Source organism: Acidobacteriota bacterium (genome assembly GCA_020845575.1).
Lineage (GTDB): Bacteria > Acidobacteriota > Vicinamibacteria > Vicinamibacterales > Vicinamibacteraceae > Luteitalea.
The window spans coordinates 24630-44576 of record JADLFL010000057.1 but is presented as its reverse complement, the minus strand read 5'-3'; the positions used below and the strand labels follow the sequence as shown (position 1 = coordinate 44576).

Sequence of the window (19947 nt, the reverse complement as noted above, 5' to 3'; positions counted from 1 at the left end):
TCGCTGCGCTCAGGGTACGCGCATGCAACCGGCGCCTTCGTATGGAGGAAGGGGTCGCCCTCCGCGCCGTAGCTGTCGGCGCAGGCGGGAATCCGTCGGCTACACCGCAAGGGCAACTATCACCGTCTGGTGGTCAGCTGTTGTTCGTCGTGGGTGGCATCGGCGTGTCGATAACGACGACGTCGAGGCCGTCGATTCCGGCGAAATCATCCGGATTGCACGTGTAGAGCGGCAGTCCGTGAGCGAGCGCCGTCGCGGCAATCATCGCGTCGTACGCGCGGGCGCTGGTCTTGCGCCCTGCCGTGCGCAGCGAGGCCGTGACGCGCCCGAACGCACGGGCCGCGTCGGCGTCGAACGGCAACGGTGTGAAGTCGGCTTCCGCCTGCTGCACGTGCGCCTGACGGGCCGCCCGTTCTTCGTCTGTCGTGGCGACGAGTGGCCCAACGGACAATTCAGCCAGCGTAATGGCGGTGATGACGGGCTCGGCGGGCAATACCGTCGCGTCTGCGAGGCGCGACAGCAGAATGACGGCGTTGGTGTCGAGCACGCCGCGTGCATGACGGACAGTCGGCGGGGTCACAGGAGAGGATCCACGGCGGCGTCGACATCCGCCCTCAGTCTCGCGGCATCGATGGGCGGGAGCCGGCGCCATCGGCGAACCAACGCTTCTGCGGAGAGAGGCCGTCGCAGGAGCGGGCGCAGTTCGGCAACCGGCTCGCCATCGCGCGTGACGGTGAGCGCCTCACCGCGCGTAACGCGCTCCAGCACCTCGGCGCCCTGATTTCTCAACTGTCGAACCGTGACCTCGGCCATGCGTCTGAGTGTATCGCCGGTGAGACGGCCCTCGGCGATCAGCGCGTGAAGGGAGGGCGATGCCGCCCGACACGAATGTTTCTCGCGTCGAGGGCATCGAGTAACGCCGGGGCGTGGCCGTCGAGGCCGAGGCGCTCCGGCGGATGGATGCCGGGCTCGATGTCCACGCCTGCGTGGAGCCAGCGGGCGACGATGGCGGCGGGGCCGGCTGTGGTGCGCGCCATGCTGCTCAGAGGCGCACCGCTCGGCGGCACGTCCACCAACGTCCACCCACAGGCACATGGTGCTTCGTCGTGACCGATGCCGGCGACATCGACTGTCAGCACCGTGAGATCACGTTCGCCGAGCGCATAGCGCCAGTGCGGGAAGAGCAGTGCGCAGGTGACATCGCGCGGCACGACAGACCGACCGTCGACGACGACAGGGTTCGTGTCGAACAGGCCTGCGTCAGCGAGCGCTTGCATGATCGCGAGATGTCCGGGATAGCGCAGCGTGCGCTCCGTCATCGTGTCGGCGTGGACGGTGTCGACGAGGCTGCGCAGGCCGTCGGTGTTGAACGCCTCGAGCGCGCCAACCTCGTCGATGTTCACGGCCTCGGGCTCGCTCAACGCAGGCAGCGTCGTGACGCGTCCGTTGCGCACGACGCGCGCGGGACGTGTGTACTCCTCGATCACGTCGATGGGGGCGAACGGCGCCTTGTAGAAGAAGGGCGGCACGGGCTCGACGGGCAGTCCGCCGACATCGATGCGCACGCTCGTCGTGCGCGCCATGTGTCGCACCGCCTCGCCGACGAGTACGTGACTCAGGCCAGGCGCGACGCCGCAGTCGTACACGATCGTGGCGCCCGATGAGCGTGCGATGGCATCGAACTGGCGCGGATCCGCCGCGAGAAAGCTCACGTCCACGTGACGGCGTCCGAGTTCCGCCATGCGCTCGATGACAGGCAGCGCGAGCGTGCTCGGCAGCGCGCCGATCGTGACGTCTGCGTGCGCGGCGAGCTGTCCGACGAGCGTCGTGTCGCGCAGGTCGGCGTGCCTCGTCTCCACGCCGAGTCGCGAGCCGATCGCCGATAGCCGTCGCGCATCGACGTCGGCGACAGTCACTTCCGCGACAGGCGCAACGCGGGTCAGGTCCCACGCAACGGCCTCGCCTACGACTCCGCCGCCGAGCACCAGCGCGCGCATGGGGAATCGTACTGCCTGCCGCGCCGTAGCGCCGCAGTCGCGAAGGCGGGCTGAATGACGAATGCCGAATGCACCGAAAGGCACGAAGGCGGGCCGAATGACGAACGCTTGACGTAACGTACGCCGCCGGTGCCAAGGCCGACCGACGATAAGCGTGTGTAGGGGCACCCCTTGTGGGTGCCCGATCGCCTCGCCGATCCGCCGATGACGGGCGACCACCCTCTCCGCTGCTTCGCAGCTACGGAGGGCAGGCAAGGGTCGCCCCTACGGTTTGAACGGCCGGTGGCCCCAAGGCCAAGGCCACTTACGGACTCCTTCAGGTGCCGCCTTGCGAGCGGCACTCTGCGGGTTGGGCGTGGCCAATGACGCTCACGCGTTCGTCGATCGCAAGAGTCCCGGCAGCGAGGTCGTGCGAAACTCTTCGATCACAGCCATGGACCTGTACCAAGGCTGGCCCTTCAGGCTCGCCAGTAGCTCGAACCAGACGCGTGCGAAAGCGTCGAGCGCGTCGGCCTCGTCGTAAGTGACACCGGGCGCGAGGAGCGGCGAGATGTCCTCGGTCAGGCTGCGCGTCAGCTTCCCGAGCATCCGCTCCTCGGCGTTCGCCCGCGAGATCGTCATGCCGTCCTGCGCCACATAGTGGTCGAACGCTGCGATCACACGCGCCGAGTCGAGGGAGAGTTGATCGAATCCGACGTGAAAGTCGAAGAGGTCGCGACCTTTCCGACGCTGCAGAAGCGCCCGGAGTTTCGTCCCGAATAGTTCCTCCGGCTCGAACGACACGATGGACGTCCGGCCAGTGAACCAGGTGTTCTCGATGGCGAAGGGATATGTACGCAGGTCGTACAAGTGCCCATGCTCCCGCGTGTTGACCTCGACCTTCACCTTGGCTCTGACCGTCGGTTCTGACTCCGGCGTGAAGCGGTAGACGAGGTGGAGCGAGTGCGCGGCGGTGTCCCGCTTGAACGGGCCGAGCCACGACAACACGTCGCGCAGCGCGTTGACCGTCGGACCGATCGGTTCCGCGCGCACCTGCACGAGGTCGATGTCCTCCGAGTAACGAAGGGGCTGACGGAACAGCAGCTTGTGAATTGCGGTACCGCCTCGGAAGGCCAGGCGCTCGGCGAGGAACGGCTCGTTGAAGATGTCGTAGAGCGCGCGACAGATGATGAGGTCCTGCTCGACCTGCCGCGAATCCCGCCACGGCGCCGTTGCGGCCCATTCCTGAATGTGGGCGAGCGGAATCACGCGTCGATCTCCACGGGTACGTTCAGTCGCAGCTTCCAGGTTGGAGACTCGACCGTGTCGCCGACGCTGGCGGTCAGACCGGGCACCACGCGCGCCGACGGATCGAGCGGCTTGAACGACTTCGCCTTCTTCGCCTGCGGCTGAAGACTGGCGGCTTGTCGGGTGTGGCCGAAGTACTCCAGAAGGTAGCCGAGACGACGCACGACGGAGTTCTCGTAGGAAGCCGCGGCGCGCGCGAGCTTCTGTGAACTCGCCCGTCCGCCGAGGTCGTGCACGATCTGCGCGGCACCGTTGAAACCGGCACTCTGATGGAAGTACCGCACGGCATCGAGGAGTAGCAACTCGATACCGGCCACCGTCGCAAACCCCGCGTCGGTCTTCAGTTGCTCCAGCCACGGCTGCGTGTTGACCTCCGCGAACGCGTCGGGGGCCTGGTAGATGAACTCCACGCGCTGGCGCTCGATGGCCACCGGGCGCAGTTGTCTGGGAACAATCACCTGAAAGACCTGCGCCGCCTGATGGGAGGAGCCGTGAAACGCCGCGGCCCGCAGCAGCGATACCCGGTAGTCGACGCCGATGTAGCGCATCAGCGGGTCGATCCAGCGGGCCGGGTCGGGACCTCCGGCGACGCGGTCCTCCGGGCGGAGGATGACGAAGAAGCCCTGCTTCGGTCGAGCCAGCCGGCGCTGACGCACCAGTCGTGCCGCAGCGGCGTTGAAGGCCGCTGCCGACAGGTCGACGGCTTCCATGGCTTCGACCTTGGTCAGGTGTTGCCGACCGTGTCCCAGCCGCAGATCCAGCAGCCGATCCAACGCGTTCGCCACTCCCCAATCATATGTCTAATGACGACAAATTCGTAGAAATATGAATATGTTTGAGATAGGGCCTCCGGGATGCCACTACCGGTCCTCGGCCCGGAGTGCCTCGACGGGGGAGATACGAACGGCGTGCCTGGCCGGGTACCACGCTGCTGCCACGGCGACGAGCGTCACCACAATCACAGTGGCGGTCAGGGACCACGGATCGAAAGCCGACAGCTCGAAGAGAAACGCACGAAGGGCACGCGTCACGAAAACCGTGGCGACAGCACCCAACGCGAGACCGGCAGCCACGGGTCGCAACGCGTGTCGCATCGCCTGCCACCTGATGTGGATGCGCGACGCGCCGAGCGCGGAGCGAATGCCGAACTCACGTGTCCGCTCGGTGACCGCCGCCGCAACGCCGGCCGAGATCCCGATGGCCGCGAGCAGCAGTGCAAGGACACCGAACGTCGTTGTCGCCGAGGCATGGAACCGGCGTTGTTCGAGCGACCGCCCCACCACGTCATCGAGAGCGATCACACGGTCCACCGGCTGGAGAGGATCGATGGCGGCCATCCGCTCGCGGACCAGTTGCATCAGATGGGCGACAGGAAGGCTCGAACGGACCATGATCTGCCTCGCGGCAAGATTCTCGGGCTGCGTGGGTACGTAGAAGGCCGGACTGCCTGCGTCCTCGGGACCCTCCCAGCGCACGTCTCCCGCAACCCCGACGACTTCGTACGGCTCGCCCCAGTACAGCGTGCGACCCACGGCAGGCGAATCGGGGAACACGCGCCTTGCAAGATCGCGCGACAGGACCGTCACGCGCCTGCCCTGCGCCTCGTCGTCTTTCGAGATCGCTCGCCCCTCGAGCACGGGGATGTTCATGAGCGCGAAGTACCCGTCGCTCACCTCGCGTACGAGAGCGGGGATCTGCGACGCTCGCGGTTCATCGGGGCTGTCGCCGTGCGGCACTACCGTAAAACCAGGAGAGCTTTCGAATGGGATGGCCGATGCCGACGCGACGGCGGTTACGCCAGGCACGGCTTCGAGCTGTTCACGCAGGGCCTCGGCTGCACGGGCCAGACGCGCGGAAGGGCCTTTCCAGTCCAGTCGGGCACCGGTGCCCTGCGTGAGCGTCTCGGGCGTGGCCGACGCCGCAGCGGTCAGGCGCACCGCGGTGACGCCGCGCGTGTCGAAGCCGAAGTCGAGACGCCAGACGTTGAGAAAACTGTGCAGCAGGAGGCCGGCGACGCTGAGCGATACAAGGAGCAGCGCCGATTGCGCCGTCAGGAGGACGCGCCGCCACGCGAGCGCCCGTGCGGGCGTGGTCGCCGTGCGGCCCAGTTCACCTGCCGTGATGCGCCAATCGCTGCGTTGCATCACCACGTGCGCCACCACGCTGGTTACAAGCACGCATGCCAATGCCACGAGCGCGGCAAAGGCGAGCGCACGGACGTCGAGCACGCTCTCGTCGAGGCGGGGAAGCGTGTGGGGCGCCATCCGCCTGACGAGTGGATCGAGCGTGTACGCCAGCGACGCGCCGACGCCGACAGCCGCCGCGCCCACCAGCAGATGCTCCACGAGCAGGAGTCGGAAGATGTGCCACCGCGTCGCGCCGAGCGCCATGCGGATCCCCAGGCTTCTCGTCCGCCGGACGGCTTGCGTGATCAGGAGGAGGCTCGTGTTGGCGGTGGCAGCGCCGAGCAGGACCAGCGCGGCCATCGTCAGCATCCAGATACCGGCAGCGATCGGCGCCGTCAATCGATCGCCGACGGGGATCACGCCGAGTTGCGAACCCTTGGCGCTCTCGACGGCGAGCCCCTGGACGGCGCTTGTCGCCGCGGCGGCGGTGACACCCGCCGACAGCCTGGCCACCACCTGGTAAGAGACGGCCATCGGGATCACGCTGTCCGTGCGCTGCACGTATGCGTCGGTCGGCTGTGGATACGTCACGTGCACCGCCGCCGGCAGCACGCCGATTACCTCGCGTTCCACACCGTCCAGTCGCAGCGTCCGGCCCAGCACGTCGCGCGACGCGCCGAACTGCCGTCGCCACAGCGCATCACTGATGACGACGCCCCCGTCGTCGCCGCCGCGCACGAACGTTCGCCCGAGCGCGGGGGAGACGCCGAGCACGTCGAAGAAGTTGGCATCCACCAGCGCGCCGTGCAGGCGTTCGCCCGTGCCGGTTCCGCTCATCGCCCAGAGCGGTCGCCAACTGATCTCCCAGCTCTCGAGGATGGCGGCGTCCTCGAACACATCCGACATGGCACGCACCGCAACCGCCTCCGCGCCAGCCAGCGCGTACGTGGGCTCGTCACGCATCACGGCAACGGTCACGACGCGATCGGCGTCGGCATACGGCAGCGGTCGGAGCAGCACCCCATTCACCACGGAGAACAACGAGGTGGCGACAGCGATACCGAACGCCAGCGACAACACGGCGAGCCCGGACGACAGCGGCGTCCGCCACAATCCATGGATGGCGTGCACGAGGTCACGTTTCATCTCGACAACCTTTCGCGGCAGCGCCATGCGCCGCCGTCAGCACCAACGCGCGTTGCGGAATCGTACCGCCTGCCGCGCCGTAGCGCCGCAGTCGCGAAGGCGGGCCGACGATACACATGTAGGGGCACCCCTTGTGGGTGCCGATTGCGTCGCCGATCCCCTGATAACGGGCGACCACCCTCTCCGCTGCTTCGCAGCTACGGAGGGCAGGCAAGGGTCGCCCCTACGGTCTGAAATGCCGGTGGCCCGTCACATACCCGAAGCGAGGCGACCGGGCGGGTCTTCGACGCAAGACACCAGGACGTGAGAGTTTTCGACGCAGCGTGACGTATTGGTCACTTTTCGACGATCGGCAAGGTTTTCCGACGCGCACGGGCCATCCCGTTCCGGTCAAGGGTAGACATCCTACGGATATTTGAGTAGTGTGCCTACACAATGAAGCCGAAGAGTCGGTCGCGTGTCGACGTGCTCCAGGGGACGCTTGACCTGCTGATCCTCCGCACGTTGCTTACCGGCGCCAACCACGGCCACGCGATTGCCAGGCATATCCAGCGATCGTCCGAAGATCTGCTTCAGGTCGAAACCGGATCGCTGTACCCGGCATTGCATCGACTCGAGGCGAAGGGATGGCTCCAGGCCTCGTGGGAGCTCTCGGACAAGGGCAAGCAGGCGAAGTACTACCGACTGACGCCACGGGGCAGACGGGAACTGGCGGCGGCGAGAACCAAATGGGACACCTTCTCCCGCGCGGTCGGCCTGGTGCTGAACCCCGCCGAATCGGAGTCCTCGTGAGAACCCTGCTGACCAGACTCCGATGGATGACTCAACGGCGGCGCAAGGAGGCCGAACTGCGCGCCGAACTCGATTTCCATCTGGAGCAGGAGCGCGAGGAGGCCATGGCCCGCGGCATGGCCGAAGACGAGGCCAGGGTCGCTGCCCGTCGACATCTCGGCAATCGTGGACGCGTCGAGGAGGACGCGCGCGACGCCTGGGGATGGCTCTGGATCGAGCGCATCGGCCAGGACGTTCGATACGCCAGCCGGCTGCTGCGTCGAAGACCCGTGTTGTCTGCCACGGCCGTCCTGACGTTGATGCTGGGCATCGGCGGGACGACGGCCGTGTTCAGCGTGATGAACGCGCTGCTCATGCGCGACCCCCCCGTCGAACGCCCGGGGGAACTGGTTCGCCTTGTCGAGCGTCGCCCTGACGGCACCACGGCGGAGGCCTTCACGCTGATCACGCACGAGACGTTGCAGCGCGCGAGCAGGGAGCTGTCCGGCGTCATCGCCAGCGCACAGCTGTACGGCCGGCCCGACGAGATCGAGGTGGACGGTGAGAGGCGCGGTGTCATCGTCCAGCTCGTGTCCGACAACTACTTCGACGTGCTCGGTGTCCACGCGTCCATGGGACGCGTGTTCCGTCAGCCGGATCCCGGTGCACCCGGAGAACCGATTGCCGTGATCAGTGAGGAGTACTGGCGACGTCAGTACAACGCCGACGCGTCCGTTCTCGGTACACGATTTCGCCGTGCAACCCGCGAGTTCACGATCGTGGGCATCGCGCCACGGGGCTTTCGAGGCACGGAGATCGATGTCCCCGTCGATATCTGGGTGTCGATCGAACAGGTTGTTCCGCCAAACGACGATGCGCGCGTGCGAGGTCGATGGATGCGCGTGATGGGGCGCCTGCAGCCCGGTGTGACGCTCGCTCGAGCGGAAGCGGAAAGCGCAGCCATTCTGGGTCGGCCTGTCCAGTTCGAGCCTGGTGCTACCGGCTATTCGACGCTGCGCGTTCGCCTCTATCGCCCGTTGCTGCTGGTCGCCCTGGTTGCCGCGCTCGTGCTGCTGATTGCGTGCGCAAACCTTGCGAATCTGATGCTGGCGGCGACGGACTCCCGGGCACGCGAGATCGCCGTGCGCGCGGCCATCGGCGCGTCGAGGAGTCGTATCGTCCGCCAACTCGTCACCGAGAGCGTGCTCCTGACAGCGCTGGGGGCGGTGCTCGGCCTCGGCGTCGCGTACTGGGTCAGCGGGGCGCTTCTCGCGTTCCTGCCTCCGGAACAGATCATCGCCCTGCCGAATCTTCGATTCGAACTGGATGCGCACGTGCTCGGCTTCGTCGTGGTGTCGGCGATCGGCACGTGTGCGCTGTTCGGCGTCGTGCCAGCCCTTCGCAGTACAGGGAGCATCGGCACGTCCGCGCTCAAGGCACGCGCGGGGGCGGGACGGCCGAATCGAAGCGTGCTGAGCCGCGGCCTGCTCGTTGGCCAGGTCGCCATGTGCACGGCGCTGCTCATCGTCGCGAGCGTCTTCGTCCGCACCGTGGAGAATCTGCGTGGCCAGGACGCCGGCTACCGCGAAGACCGTCTTCTCGTGGCCGACATCGCGTTCCCGAGAGACTATGCGGAGGATCGCCGGGACCAGTTGATCGAGGAACTTCGCACCCGGGTCGCCGCGCTGCCTGGCGTGGAGACAGCCGCGTTCAGTCACGTTGGCCAGCTATCCGGAGGGACTGTCGCGTTTCGCGTCGGTTTTCCAGGGCGTGCCAGACCGGAGGATGACCAGACCACCATCATCGAACAGCGCATCTCGCCCGGCTTCCTCGGCGCCATGGGAACGCCGCTGGTCGCGGGCCGGGAGTTCGAGTCGTCGGATGATGAACGCGCGCCACTGGTCGCCATCGTCAACGAGTCATTCGCGCGTCGGTTCCTGCCGGGAACGGATCCGCTCGGTGCGCGGTTCTTCAGGGAAACACGCTCGCGAGCCGCGGAACTGATGGAAGTCGTGGGCGTGGTGAAGGACTCGAAGTGGGTCAATCTGAGAGATGACTCGCCACCGATGTACTACCGCCCCTACCGTCAGGTGGGTGGCACTCCCGTGGTGCGGCTCGCCGTTCGGACATCCGGCGACCCGGATCCGGTGATGCGAGACCTGGTTGGCGTCGCTCGATCCGTGGACAGGTACATGGCGCTCGCCAATGTCGTGCCCTTCCGGGAGATCGTCAACCGTACGCTCGTCGTCGAGCGGCTCGTCGCACAGGTATCCACAAGTTTTGGCGTGCTCGCGCTGTTGATCGCGGCCATCGGACTCTATGGTGTGCTCGCGTACGGCGTTGCGCGCCGACGCCGCGAGATCGGATTGAGAATCGCCGTCGGTGCGGAACCAGGGACGATCGAGAGGATGTTTCTCGGGGAATCGCTGAAACTGGTCGTCCTCGGCGTGGCGATCGGCATTCCGGCGGCGATCGTCGTCACGCGTGTCGTCTCGTCGATGTTGTTCGGGCTGAGTCCGCACGACCCGGCCAGCATCGGCGTCGCGCTGGCGGCGCTGCTGCTCGTCGCCGCCACGGCCACCTATGTGCCGGCGCGAGGAGCGGCGCGTACCGACCCGCTCCTGGCGCTGCGTGAGGAGTAGCGCAGGAGGCCGCCCGCGGCGACGATCGTGCCGATGACGGGCGACCACAAGGGTCGCCCCTACAGCGGGCAGAATCACGCGGGCCGGACGACCTGTCCCGCCGTAGCCCGACGAAGCGCGGAGCGAGAGGTCGGGCGAAGGTGGAAGTCCGGCCCCTACAGCGTGGTGGAGGCGACGGCGACGGCGGCGGGGCGGAGGACGTCTTCGCCGATCAGGTAACCCGGGGCGGCAACGCCGGCAACGATGCCGTCGGCGAAGTCGGGGGTGACGGGCACCGTGGTGACGGCTTCGTGGCGCTCGGGATCGAACGGTTCGCCAAGGGGCTCGATGCGGCTGATGCCATAGCCGGCGAGCTTGTGCAGGAACTGCTGGCGGACCATGTCCACGCCCTGCACGAGGGGGTCGGCGCTGCCTGCCGCGCGCGCAGCGGCCAGCGCGCGATCGAGGTTGTCGACCACGTCGAGCAGATCGGCGAACACGGCCCGCCGCGAGAGCTCCGCGTCGCGCGACGCCTCCTTGCGCACGCGCGCGCGCATCGCGTCGAACTCGCGCTGCGCCTCATGCACGGCCGTGATGTACTCCTGCAGCTGCTCGTTCTTCTCCGCGAGCTGCTGCTCGAGCTCCTGCACGTACGTCGGCTTGTCGAACGCGACGCTCTCCTCGGCGGACGTCTCCTCTGACGCCTCGCGTGCCCACCACCGCCTGTCGACCACCTTCACGGGTTCTTCTGACATGCCCTCTTCCCTCATCTGGCGCTCCTGCCAGTATTCCGTATTCGCCGCGTTCGCGGCATCCTCACCGCCCACACGCCCAGTGCCAGCACCGGCAGCGGGATGAGTGCGAACACATACGCGCCCCCGAACCCGCGCTCGACATAGACGCGCGTCGGGTCGCGATCGTCGATGGCGCATGGCACCGTCGCGCCGATGGTGAACGCCGCGAGCGGCGTTCCTGCCGCCACCGACGAACCGCGCGACAGCCGGCTGTCGGTGCCGAATCCCTGGGCGTACGCCACCTCGCCCGAGCGCGCGTACGACACAGCGACGCGTGGCTGGTAGACCGTCTGCGGTCCGCGCCGCGGCGACGTGTTCGACGAGGTCGTGCGCGAGTCGAGCACGCGATCGCGCACCGCGCACGTGGTGGCCGGGAGCCGCAGGATGCGGACGTCTTCACGCGCCAGCCAGGCGAAGTACGACAGGAAGGCAAGCGGCAGCACGACGGCAAACGGCACCCACGCCGCGGCGTCAGGGCGCAGGACGCGCAGCAGGAGCCAGGTCACCGCACCGACGAGCAGCCAGGCCAGCACCGCGACGCCTGCCGCAGACACGCCGATGCGGCCCACGCTGACGACAGCGCGTGCGGGCCGGGTATCGACCTCCGCCATGTGCGAGAGGTACGTGGGCTCGCCCTGCCATGGACGGAGGGTCACGCGCAGCGTCGACATCTGTCCGCCTGCCGCGCGGCCCGCGAGCAGGTGGACGCGTACGCGAGTCTCGCCCGCCGGCAGCTCTCCCTGCCATCGCACGGAACGGCCGTCCTCGTCGTGCGCGACGCCGGCCAGACCCTCGATGCCGAGCCACAGCGCCGCCGGTGGGATCGCGACCTCGATGTCGGCGCCGATCGTCTCGTCGGTACTCCGGATGGCGAGGTCGTACGCGTACGGCATGGCTTCGACCGGCGCGTCGCCGTGAGGCGCGAGCGTCGAGGCGTCGAAGGGCGGCGCGGCGGCCGACGGCGCCGCCAGGACCGCGACAGCGATGGCGGTCAGGATCAGGATCGCGCGCACGCCGCGCTCTGGCCGCTACGCATCGACGGTGTCGCGGCCGGCGGGGGCCGGCGAGCTGACGATGTCGAAGGTGAGTTTGTCGTCGACGAGGCCGATCGTGACGAGACCGCCGTGTTCGAGGCGGCCGAAGAGGATCTCGTCGGTGAGCGGATCGCGGACTTCCGTCTGGATGACGCGCGCCAGCGGACGTGCGCCGAAGACCGGGTCGTAGCCCTTCTCGGCCAGCCACGCGCGCGCCTCGGGTTCCAGCGTGATCGCCACGCGCCGCTCGGCGAGCTGCGCTTCGAGCTGCAGCACGAACTTCTCGACGATCGTCTCGACCGTCTGCTTCGTGAGCGAGCCGAACGTGACCGTCGCGTCGAGACGGTTGCGGAATTCCGGGCTGAAGATGCGCTCCAGCGCCTGCTTCGCGCGGCCCGCGGCCCCCTTACCGCTCGCACTGCCGCTGAACCCGACGAGCGCCTGGCTCGCTTCGCGCGACCCCGCGTTGGACGTCATGATCAGAATCACCTGACGGAAGTCGGCCTTGCGTCCCGTGTTGTCGGTGAGCGTGGCGTGATCCATCACCTGCAGCAGGATGTTGTAGATGTCGGGATGCGCCTTCTCGATCTCGTCGAGGAGCAGCACCGCGTACGGATCCTTGCGGATCGCGTCGACGAGCAGCCCGCCCTGCTCGAAGCCGACGTATCCCGGCGGTGCGCCGATGAGCCGCGCCACCGCGTGCTTCTCCATGTACTCCGACATGTCGAAGCGCACGAACTGGTTGCCGAGATGGATCGCGAGCTGACGCGCGAGCTCCGTCTTGCCCACGCCCGTCGGTCCCGTGAACAGGAAGCAGCCGGCCGGCTTGTCGGGCTGTCCGAGTCCGGCGCGCGCGCGCTTGATCGCCCGCGCCACCGCCTTCACCGCCTCGTCCTGTCCGAACACCACGCGCGTCAGTTGTTCCTCGAGCGTGCGTAAGCGCTCTCTGTCGGATGCGTGCGCCTGCTTGTCGGGGATGCGCGCCATGCGCGCGATGACCTTCTCGATCTCCGGGACGTCGACGATCTGTCGTGGTTCGGCGGCATCCGTGGTCGCGTCGGTGTCGATCGGAGTCGAGGCGCTGTCGTCAGCGGCCGGGCCCGGAGAGCCGGCCCTGCCATCTGACTTCGGCTGCAGGCGCAGCATGGCGCCCGCCTCGTCGAGGACGTCGATCGCGCTGTCGGGCAGGCGATAGTCGCGCAGGTGCCGTCCGGCCAGCTTCGCGGCGGTCTCGATCGCGCCGTTGGTGTACGTCACGTTGTGGTGGTCTTCGTAGCGGCTGCGAAGCCCCTCGAGGATCGTCACCGTTTCGTCGACGCTCGGCTCGTCCACCACCACCTTCTGCAGCCGCCGCGCGAGCGCGCGGTCCTTCTCGACCTGCTTGAACTCCTCGAACGTCGTCGCGCCGATCACGCGGATGTCGCCCGCGCTCAGCACCGGCTTGATCAGCGTCGCGAGGTCCATCGTGCCGCCCGTTGTCGCACCCGCGCCGACGGTGCTGTGCATCTCGTCGATGAACAGGATCGGCCGCGGCCGCTTCGCCAGCGCGTTGACGACGGCCTTGAAGCGCTCTTCGAAATCGCCACGGAAGCGCGTGCCCGCGAGCAGCGCCGTCGCGTCGAGCGAGAAGACCTCTGCGTCCTTCAAGACCGCCGGCACATCGTCCTGGAGCAGGCGCTGCGCGAGCCCCTCGGCGAGGGCCGTCTTGCCCACGCCCGGTTCGCCCACGAACATCGGGTTGTTCTTGCGCCGACGGCAGAGGATCTCCATCGTGCGCTGCACTTCGGCGGTGCGGCCGACGAGCGGATCGAGCACGCCCGAGCGTGCCTTCTGCGTGAGGCTGACGGCGTAGGCGTCGAGCGGCGTCCGCGACGTCGACGACCCCTCCTCGCCCTGACCCGCCGCGGCAGGACGTTCGTCGCTCGCAGGATCCTCGGGCGCGGGCACCTTGGCGATGCCGTGGCTGATGTAGTTGAGGACGTCGAGCCGCGTCACGCCCTGGCCTTCGAGGAGCTGCGCGGCGTACGAGCGGTTCTGCTGGAGCAGGGCGGCCAGCAGGTCGCCCGCCTGCACCTCGCTCTTGCCCGCGCTCTGCACGTGCAGCACGGCCGTCTGGAGCGCGCGCCTGAACGCGAGCGTCTGCTCGGGCTCCTTCTGGGCGCCGCGCGGGAACTGCTCGATGTTCTGCTGGAGGAACTTGTCGAGTTCCGACCGCAGGCGTGGGAGGTCGGCGCCGCACGCGGCGAGGATCCGCTCGGCTTCCGTGTCGTGCGCGAGGACGTAGAGGAGGTGTTCGAGCGTGAGGTGCGTATGGCGGCGCGAGGTGGCCTCACGGTACGCCACGCCCAGCAGCAACTCGACAGAGGCACTGAACATGCTGACTTACTCCTCTTCCAGGCTCGCCCGCAGCGGAAACCCGTTCTGGCGCGCCAGTTCGTGGACTGCCTCGACCTTCGTCTCGGCGACCTCGAACGTATAGACACCGCACAGCCCCCTGCCCTGCGTGTGTACCTGCATCATCACGCGAAAGGCTTCGGCCGGCGACTTGTGGAACACGGTCTCCAGGACTTCCACGACAAAGTCCATTGTCGTGTAGTCGTCGTTGATCAACAGGACCTTGAACCGCTCGGGCTCCTTGACCTGCTTCTCGGTCCGTTCGAGGACGAGATCGCCCGTTTGCCGGTGTGTGTCACTCATCAACGTGTGGACGCCGGCACCCGCCGCGTCCACTCACCAGTATACGGAGGCCGGCAACCGGGCAACCCGGCACCCGGTTTGCGACGGCGTGGTCCGAATGCCGAAGGGACAAGCCGTTCCGGGTGCCGGTTGCCCATTACCGGTTGCCGGGCATTACCATCCCCCATGCTTGTCCTCGCCAATCAGCTGCGTTATGCCGATGGCCGGTTCCAGGGCACGCCGGGCGTGATTGCCACGGTTGTCCTGGAGGGGCCGTCGGGGATTGCGCTCATCGACCCCGGGCCGTCGACCGACCTTGCCGCGCTCGATGCCGACCTCGCCTCCGGCGGGCTGTCGCTCGACGATGTGGAGGCCGTCCTGCTGACGCACATCCACTTCGATCACGCGGGGGCGACGGGGACCATCGTGCGGCGCCGGCCAGCGTGTCGCGTGTACGTGCACGAGCGGGGTGCCCGGCACATGGCGTCGCCCGAGCGCTTGCTGGCCAGCGCGACGAGGATCTACGGCGACCGCATGGACACGCTGTGGGGCGAGTTCATGGCCGTCCCCGAGGGCAATCTGCACATCCTGCGCGGCGGCGAGCACATCGTCGTGGCCGGGCACGACATCGACGTGGCGTACACGCCGGGGCATGCCCAGCATCACGTGAGCTATTTCCACAGGGCGTCGCGCATCGCGTTCGTGGGCGACACGGGCGGGTGCAGGACGGCAGCCATGACCGGCGTGATGCCGCCCACGCCTCCTCCCGACATCGACATCGCCCTGTGGCACGAGAGCGTCACGCGGATCCTCGCGTGGCAGCCGTCGGCGCTGTTCCTCACCCACTTCGGCCCGGTGACCGTCGTCGCCGCGCACCTCGCCGAACTGCTCGATCGCCTCGACGTGATGAAGCACCTTGCCGGTCAGCTCCTGTCCGACGGGGTGCTGTCGGAAGAGGAGCGCCAAGCGCGATTCATCGACGATCTCCGCCGCGTCTTCCGTCGTCAGTTGTCCGAGGAGGAACTTCGCCGCCTCGAACTCGCCGTCCCCTTCGACATGTGCTGGACCGGTCTCGCCAGGGCCTTGCGCGCATCCACCTGACCTGACGCCCGTCGCCCGGACCCTACTGGAGCGCGAAGGCGTAGATCACGCCGCCGCCGGCGATCGCGAGGTGTTGCGTGTCGCCGGCCATGTAGGTCATGGGTGACGCGCGCCACAAGGCGTTGGCGGGGAACTCCCACAGACGGGCGCCCGTTTTCGCATCGACGGCGGTGAAGCGGCCATCGTCTTCCGCGACAAAGAGGAGGCCCGTCGCCGTCGACAGCACGCCGCCCCATGACTCGCCGTCGCCCACCTGCGGCAGCTCCCATGTGATGCGGCCCGTGTTGATGTCGATCGCGCGCAACACCTTGCCCCCCGTTTCGCCGGGCACGCGGCGCGTGGTGCCGCCGTAGAACGACTGCCCGGGCTCGAACCAGCGCGTGGACTTGGTGAAGATCGTGCAACGCTCGAGCGCCTGCACGTAGAAGAGGCCGAGGTCGGGGTTGAACGCCGGCGACATCCAGTTGGTCGCGCCCTCGACCGTCGGACACACCAGCGTGCCGCCCCACGAGGGCTCCTTGCCGGGCACCCGCACGGGACGGCCGTCGGCGTCGATGCCAGAAGCCCAGTTCAACTTCTTCTGGAACGGCTGCGCGAGGAGCATCTTCCCCGTCTCGCGATCCAGCACGTAGAAGAACCCGTTGCGATTGGCCTGGAGCAGCAGCTTGCGCGTGCGCCCCTGGAAGCGTGCGTCGGCCACGATGACCGTCTGCACCGCGTCCCAGTCGTGCAGGTCGTGCGGCGTGAACTGGAAGTGCCACCGCCGCGCGCCCGTGGCCGGATCGAGCGCAAGCACGCTGTTGGAATAGAGGTTGTCGCCCACGCGCTCGTCGCCGTTGTAGTCGGGGCACGGATTGCCCGTGGTCCAGTAGAGCGTGTCGAGCGATGCGTCGTACGACCCCGTCAGCCACGGCGCGGCGCACCCGTGCTCGATGGCACGGCCGCCCCATGTCTCCGATCCCGGTTCACCCGGCGCGGGGACCGTCCACACGCGCCAGACCTCGCGGCCCGTGGCGATGTCGAACGCCGCGAGGAACCCGCGCACGCCCTCGTCGCCGCCGGACACGCCGGAATACACGCGATCGCCCACGACGAGCGGCGCCGACGTCGAGCCGTAGTGCGCGCGGAAGTCGGCCATCACCGTCTCCCACAGCGGCTGCCCGTTGCCGCGATGCAGCGCCACGATCCGCGCATCGTCGGTGACGAAGAAGACGCGATCGCCCGCGAGCGCCACGCCGCGATTGACGCCGCCGCCGGCGTCGCCGATGACGCCCGGCGTACGTGGACGCCGGTGATGCCAGATCTGCGCGCCGGTACGCGCGTCGATCGCGAAGACCTCGTTGGGCGCCGTGACGTACATCACGCCGTCGACCACGAGCGGCGTCGTCTTGAGATTGCGCGCACCGGCAATCGCGAACGTCCACGCCGGCCGAAGGCGCGAGACGTTGGCGGGTGTGATCTGCGCCAGCGCCGTGTGCCTGTTGCCACCGATCTCGCCGTTGTACGTCGCCCAGTCGCCGGGATTCGCCGGCGCCGGACGGTCCCGAGGCACGAGCGTGGGCATCTCGACGCGCCCCATGTCGTCTGTGGACGTCACGTCGCGCCGCGGCAGCCTGGCCAGCGAGCCGTCGTTGCGAAGGAGATAGAGGTGCGAGCCCGTCTCGTTCAGCACGAGACCTTCGACGCGCGCGCCGCCGCGCACCTGCGCGCCGATGCGCGGCCACGTGGGCGGTTCCCATGCGTCGGCTGCGAGCGTCCGCAGGTGATTCGCAACCAGCGTCGCCTGCGCCTCGTCGAGCGCGATGGGCGGCATGCCTCCGCCGGGCATGCCCTGCTTGATCACGGACTGAATCGCGGCGACGGTCCTGTTGCGATTGCGCGGCCCCGTCACGATGTCGGGCCCACGCTCGCCGCCCCGTCCGTCGGCCCCGTGACACGTCGCGCAATGCGCCACGAACAGGTCCGCCCCACGCGGATCGACAGCCTGCGCGAGTGCCGTCGACGGACACACGATCCCCACGATCACCAGCCCGAGTGCAAGACGCATGCGGAGAAGGTAACTCACCCGGGGCGCCGATCGACGTGCGCGGGTTCGACATGGACGAGGACGTCCGCCACCCAGGGCGCTTCGCGCTTCAGTGTCGATCGCACGTGTCCACCGATGGCGTGGGAGTCGCCGATGCTGAGGGTGGAATCGACTTCGATGTGCATGTCGACGTGATACTGCAGCCCCGTCTTTCGCGCGAACAGTTTGTCGACGCCGAGCACGCCCGGGACCGACAGGGCCAGCGCGGCAAGTTCGTCGGTCATCGCCGATGCCGGCATGGAGTCGACGAGCTCGAGTGACGCATCGCGGGCGACGCGCAGCCCCGTTACCACCACGACTACGCCGACCACGAACCCGCCGTAGTGGTCAGCCGGCAGGAATCGTTGCGGGTCGTACGTCGTCAGGGCGACGGCGACCAGGGCAGCCGTCGCCGACAGGATGTCGACGGCATCGTTCCAGGCGTCGGCCACGAGCGCGGCGCTGCGCAGGCGCCGGCCCACGCCGAACTTGAGGGCGGACATGCCGCCGCGCAGCACGATGGCCGCGACGAGCGGGATCGCGGCCATCTTCCCGGGCGGAGGATGCGCCGCCGTGACGGCCTGCAGCGATTGGTAGCAGATCGCGATGCCGGCCAGCGTCAGGATGCCGCCGACGATGAAGGCCGACAGCGTTTCGAAGCGGCCGTGCCCGTACGGGTGGTTGTCGTCGGCCGGCCTGGCCGCCACCGTCATGGCCACGAGCACGATGGTCGAGGCCAGCACGTCGCCGGCGAACTCGAATCCGGCGGCGAGGACGGACGTTGAACGCTCGACCAGTCCTACGGCGATGTTGCCGCAGGCGAGGACGGCGCTGACCACGATTCCGGCCACCGTCACGCGGCGGGCCGTGCGATACGACTGTTCGAGGGGCGTCATGCTGGGTGAATCGCGCCCAGTCTGTCACAAGCGGATGAGGCCGTTCGCGGTGCGTGCCCTGACCGAGCGAAGCGAGTCGAAGGGTGCCCGGTGCCCGGTGCCCGGTGCCCGGTGCCCGGCTGGTATATGTTGTCCCCCATGCGCAACGTTGTCGTGCTGGCTGTGGTCGGCTTGTTGGCGGCGCCTCTGGCGGCGCAGCAGGCTCCCGACTTCGACTTCCTCATCAAGGGCGGCCGCCTGATCGATCCGAAGAACGGGGTCGATGCCGTGCGGGATGTCGCGATCAAGGACGGCAAGGTCGCCGAGGTCGCGGTGGACATCCCCGCCGCGCGCGCGCTCAAGGCCGTCGACGCGCGAGGGCTGCTCGTGACGCCGGGACTCGTCGACATCCACGTGCACATCTTCCCGGGCGAGAAGCAGAAGGACTACGCGGGCGGCGACTGGAGCGTCTTCCCCGACGGCTTCACGCTGCGCAGCTGCGTGACGACGGTGTCCGATGCGGGGACGTCGGGCTGGCGCAACTTCCCCGACTTCAAGCGCCGCATCATCGACGAGTCGAAGACGCGCGTCACGGCGTTCCTCAACATCGTCGGCAACGGCATGGGATCGGGGCCGATCGAACAGAACGCCGACGACATGGACGGCGAGGCCACCGCCGCCATGGCGCTCCGGCACAAGGGCGTCGTGGTCGGCGTCAAGAGCGCGCACTACAACGGCAAGGACTGGAAGCCGTACGAGCAGGCCGTGATCGCGGGGCGGAAGGCCGACATCCCCGTGATGATCGACTTCGGCGGCAACGTGCGCGCGGGTCGCACGCTCATGGACCTGTTCATGACGTACCTGCGTCCGGGCGACATCTTCACGCACATGTATGGCGGCGTGCGCGGCGAGTTCGACGCAGCCGCGAAGGGGCCGAGCGCGGCGATGGTCGCCGGCCGCAAGCGCGGCATCATCTTCGACGTCGGCCACGGCGGCGCGAGCTTCCGCTACTCGGCGGCCGTCCCGATGGTGCAGAAGGGCTTCGTGCCCGACTCCATCTCGACCGACCTCCATACGAGCAGCATGAACTCCGCGATGAAGGACATGCTGAACGTGATGGGCAAGTTCATGGCGATGGGCGTGCCGCTCGTGGACGTCATCCGCCAATCGACGTGGAATCCCGCGCGCGAGATCAAGCTGGAGTCGCTCGGGCACCTGTCGGTGGGCGCCCCGGCAGACGTCGCCGTGCTGCGGCTCGAGAAGGGCAGCTTCGGCTTCGTGGACCCCGCCGGCGGCCGCATCAACGCGAGCCAGCGCCTGTCGTGCGAGCTCACCGTCCGCGACGGCAAGGTCGTCTACGATCAGAACGGCCTCATCGCCGACCCCTGGGAGACGCTCCCCGGCAACGCCCGGGGTGGCGACCCGAAGTGGGACAGGACGAGGGGGCATTAGCT

Annotated in this window: 16 protein-coding genes; 4 read left to right on the top strand and 12 right to left on the bottom strand. The window is 68.1% G+C overall.

The genetic code is table 11. From position 1 onward, the window contains the following. Window positions 1–133: 133 nt before the first annotated feature. From IT182_16650 to IT182_16625, 6 genes are all read right to left on the bottom strand, one after another. Window positions 134–652 carry a type II toxin-antitoxin system VapC family toxin gene (locus IT182_16650; GenBank protein MCC6164981.1) on the bottom strand — a complete coding sequence of 173 codons (519 nt, stop codon included), beginning with the start codon at window positions 650–652 and terminating at the stop codon, window positions 134–136. Next, entirely contained in the window at window positions 577–813 is a 237-nt protein-coding gene (locus IT182_16645; GenBank protein ID MCC6164980.1) for a type II toxin-antitoxin system prevent-host-death family antitoxin, read from the bottom strand. The genes IT182_16650 and IT182_16645 overlap by 76 nt, the downstream gene beginning before the upstream one ends. 38 nt (window positions 814–851) lie before the next feature. Continuing rightward, on the bottom strand, window positions 852–1997 hold the full coding sequence (locus tag IT182_16640) for a saccharopine dehydrogenase NADP-binding domain-containing protein (GenBank protein ID MCC6164979.1): 1146 nt from the start codon (window positions 1995–1997) through the stop codon (window positions 852–854). A gap of 369 nt (window positions 1998–2366) precedes the next feature. Then, window positions 2367–3245 carry a nucleotidyl transferase AbiEii/AbiGii toxin family protein gene (locus tag IT182_16635; protein MCC6164978.1) on the bottom strand — a complete coding sequence of 293 codons (879 nt, stop codon included), beginning with the start codon at window positions 3243–3245 and terminating at the stop codon, window positions 2367–2369. After that, window positions 3242–4069, bottom strand: a complete 828-nt coding sequence (locus IT182_16630; GenBank protein MCC6164977.1) for a hypothetical protein — start codon at window positions 4067–4069, stop codon at window positions 3242–3244. The genes IT182_16635 and IT182_16630 overlap by 4 nt, the downstream gene beginning before the upstream one ends. Before the next feature lie 75 nt (window positions 4070–4144). Further along, window positions 4145–6556, bottom strand: a complete 2412-nt coding sequence (locus IT182_16625) for an ABC transporter permease (protein ID MCC6164976.1) — start codon at window positions 6554–6556, stop codon at window positions 4145–4147. A gap of 435 nt (window positions 6557–6991) precedes the next feature. Here IT182_16625 and IT182_16620 point away from each other — a divergent pair, with 435 nt between their 5' ends. Both IT182_16620 and IT182_16615 read left to right on the top strand, forming a co-directional pair. Next, window positions 6992–7348 (top strand): PadR family transcriptional regulator, encoded by a 357-nt coding sequence (locus IT182_16620; protein MCC6164975.1) that lies wholly within the window; start codon window positions 6992–6994, stop codon window positions 7346–7348. Window positions 7349–7374: 26 nt separating this feature from the next. Beyond that, entirely contained in the window at window positions 7375–9969 is a 2595-nt protein-coding gene (locus tag IT182_16615; GenBank protein ID MCC6164974.1) for an ABC transporter permease, read from the top strand. Window positions 9970–10124: 155 nt separating this feature from the next. Here the strand turns inward: IT182_16615 and IT182_16610 are convergent, their stop codons facing one another. From IT182_16610 to clpS, 4 genes are read right to left on the bottom strand one after another with little or no spacing between them, the layout of a single operon-like run. Then, a complete protein-coding gene (locus IT182_16610; protein ID MCC6164973.1) occupies window positions 10125–10703 on the bottom strand; it encodes a nucleotide exchange factor GrpE in 579 nt (192 codons plus the stop codon). 11 nt (window positions 10704–10714) lie between these two features. Beyond that, complete coding sequence (locus IT182_16605) at window positions 10715–11755, bottom strand: hypothetical protein (GenBank protein ID MCC6164972.1); 1041 nt, start codon at window positions 11753–11755, stop codon at window positions 10715–10717. Between the two features lie 15 nt (window positions 11756–11770). Next, complete coding sequence (clpA, locus tag IT182_16600) at window positions 11771–14152, bottom strand: ATP-dependent Clp protease ATP-binding subunit ClpA (GenBank protein ID MCC6164971.1); 2382 nt, start codon at window positions 14150–14152, stop codon at window positions 11771–11773. A gap of 6 nt (window positions 14153–14158) precedes the next feature. Further along, window positions 14159–14473, bottom strand: a complete 315-nt coding sequence (clpS, locus tag IT182_16595; GenBank protein ID MCC6164970.1) for an ATP-dependent Clp protease adapter ClpS — start codon at window positions 14471–14473, stop codon at window positions 14159–14161. Between the two features lie 165 nt (window positions 14474–14638). Here clpS and IT182_16590 point away from each other — a divergent pair, with 165 nt between their 5' ends. Beyond that, window positions 14639–15553 (top strand): MBL fold metallo-hydrolase, encoded by a 915-nt coding sequence (locus tag IT182_16590; protein ID MCC6164969.1) that lies wholly within the window; start codon window positions 14639–14641, stop codon window positions 15551–15553. 22 nt (window positions 15554–15575) lie between these two features. On the opposite strand, the gene IT182_16585 is transcribed toward IT182_16590, so the two are convergent. Then, a complete protein-coding gene (locus tag IT182_16585) occupies window positions 15576–17600 on the bottom strand; it encodes a PQQ-binding-like beta-propeller repeat protein (protein MCC6164968.1) in 2025 nt (674 codons plus the stop codon). 14 nt (window positions 17601–17614) lie between these two features. Beyond that, the gene (locus IT182_16580; protein ID MCC6164967.1) at window positions 17615–18514 is read right to left on the bottom strand and encodes a cation transporter; all 900 of its coding nucleotides are present in this window, start codon (window positions 18512–18514) and stop codon (window positions 17615–17617) included. A gap of 138 nt (window positions 18515–18652) precedes the next feature. On the opposite strand from IT182_16580, the gene IT182_16575 reads away from it, so the two are divergent. Continuing rightward, on the top strand, window positions 18653–19945 hold the full coding sequence (locus IT182_16575; GenBank protein ID MCC6164966.1) for an amidohydrolase/deacetylase family metallohydrolase: 1293 nt from the start codon (window positions 18653–18655) through the stop codon (window positions 19943–19945). Window positions 19946–19947: the final 2 nt, after the last annotated feature.

Coding starts and splice junctions, on each gene's coding strand:
- IT182_16650 (MCC6164981.1), bottom strand. CDS start 652: ATGGCGCCGGCTCCCGCCCATCGATGCCGCGAGACTGAGGGCGGATGT.
- IT182_16645 (MCC6164980.1), bottom strand. CDS start 813: ATGGCCGAGGTCACGGTTCGACAGTTGAGAAATCAGGGCGCCGAGGTG.
- IT182_16640 (MCC6164979.1), bottom strand. CDS start 1,997: ATGCGCGCGCTGGTGCTCGGCGGCGGAGTCGTAGGCGAGGCCGTTGCG.
- IT182_16625 (MCC6164976.1), bottom strand. CDS start 6,556: ATGAAACGTGACCTCGTGCACGCCATCCATGGATTGTGGCGGACGCCG.
- IT182_16620 (MCC6164975.1), top strand. CDS start 6,992: ATGAAGCCGAAGAGTCGGTCGCGTGTCGACGTGCTCCAGGGGACGCTT.
- IT182_16615 (MCC6164974.1), top strand. CDS start 7,375: ATGACTCAACGGCGGCGCAAGGAGGCCGAACTGCGCGCCGAACTCGAT.
- IT182_16610 (MCC6164973.1), bottom strand. CDS start 10,703: ATGTCAGAAGAACCCGTGAAGGTGGTCGACAGGCGGTGGTGGGCACGC.
- clpA (MCC6164971.1), bottom strand. CDS start 14,152: ATGTTCAGTGCCTCTGTCGAGTTGCTGCTGGGCGTGGCGTACCGTGAG.
- clpS (MCC6164970.1), bottom strand. CDS start 14,473: ATGAGTGACACACACCGGCAAACGGGCGATCTCGTCCTCGAACGGACC.
- IT182_16590 (MCC6164969.1), top strand. CDS start 14,639: ATGCTTGTCCTCGCCAATCAGCTGCGTTATGCCGATGGCCGGTTCCAG.
- IT182_16585 (MCC6164968.1), bottom strand. CDS start 17,600: ATGCGTCTTGCACTCGGGCTGGTGATCGTGGGGATCGTGTGTCCGTCG.
- IT182_16580 (MCC6164967.1), bottom strand. CDS start 18,514: ATGACGCCCCTCGAACAGTCGTATCGCACGGCCCGCCGCGTGACGGTG.
- IT182_16575 (MCC6164966.1), top strand. CDS start 18,653: ATGCGCAACGTTGTCGTGCTGGCTGTGGTCGGCTTGTTGGCGGCGCCT.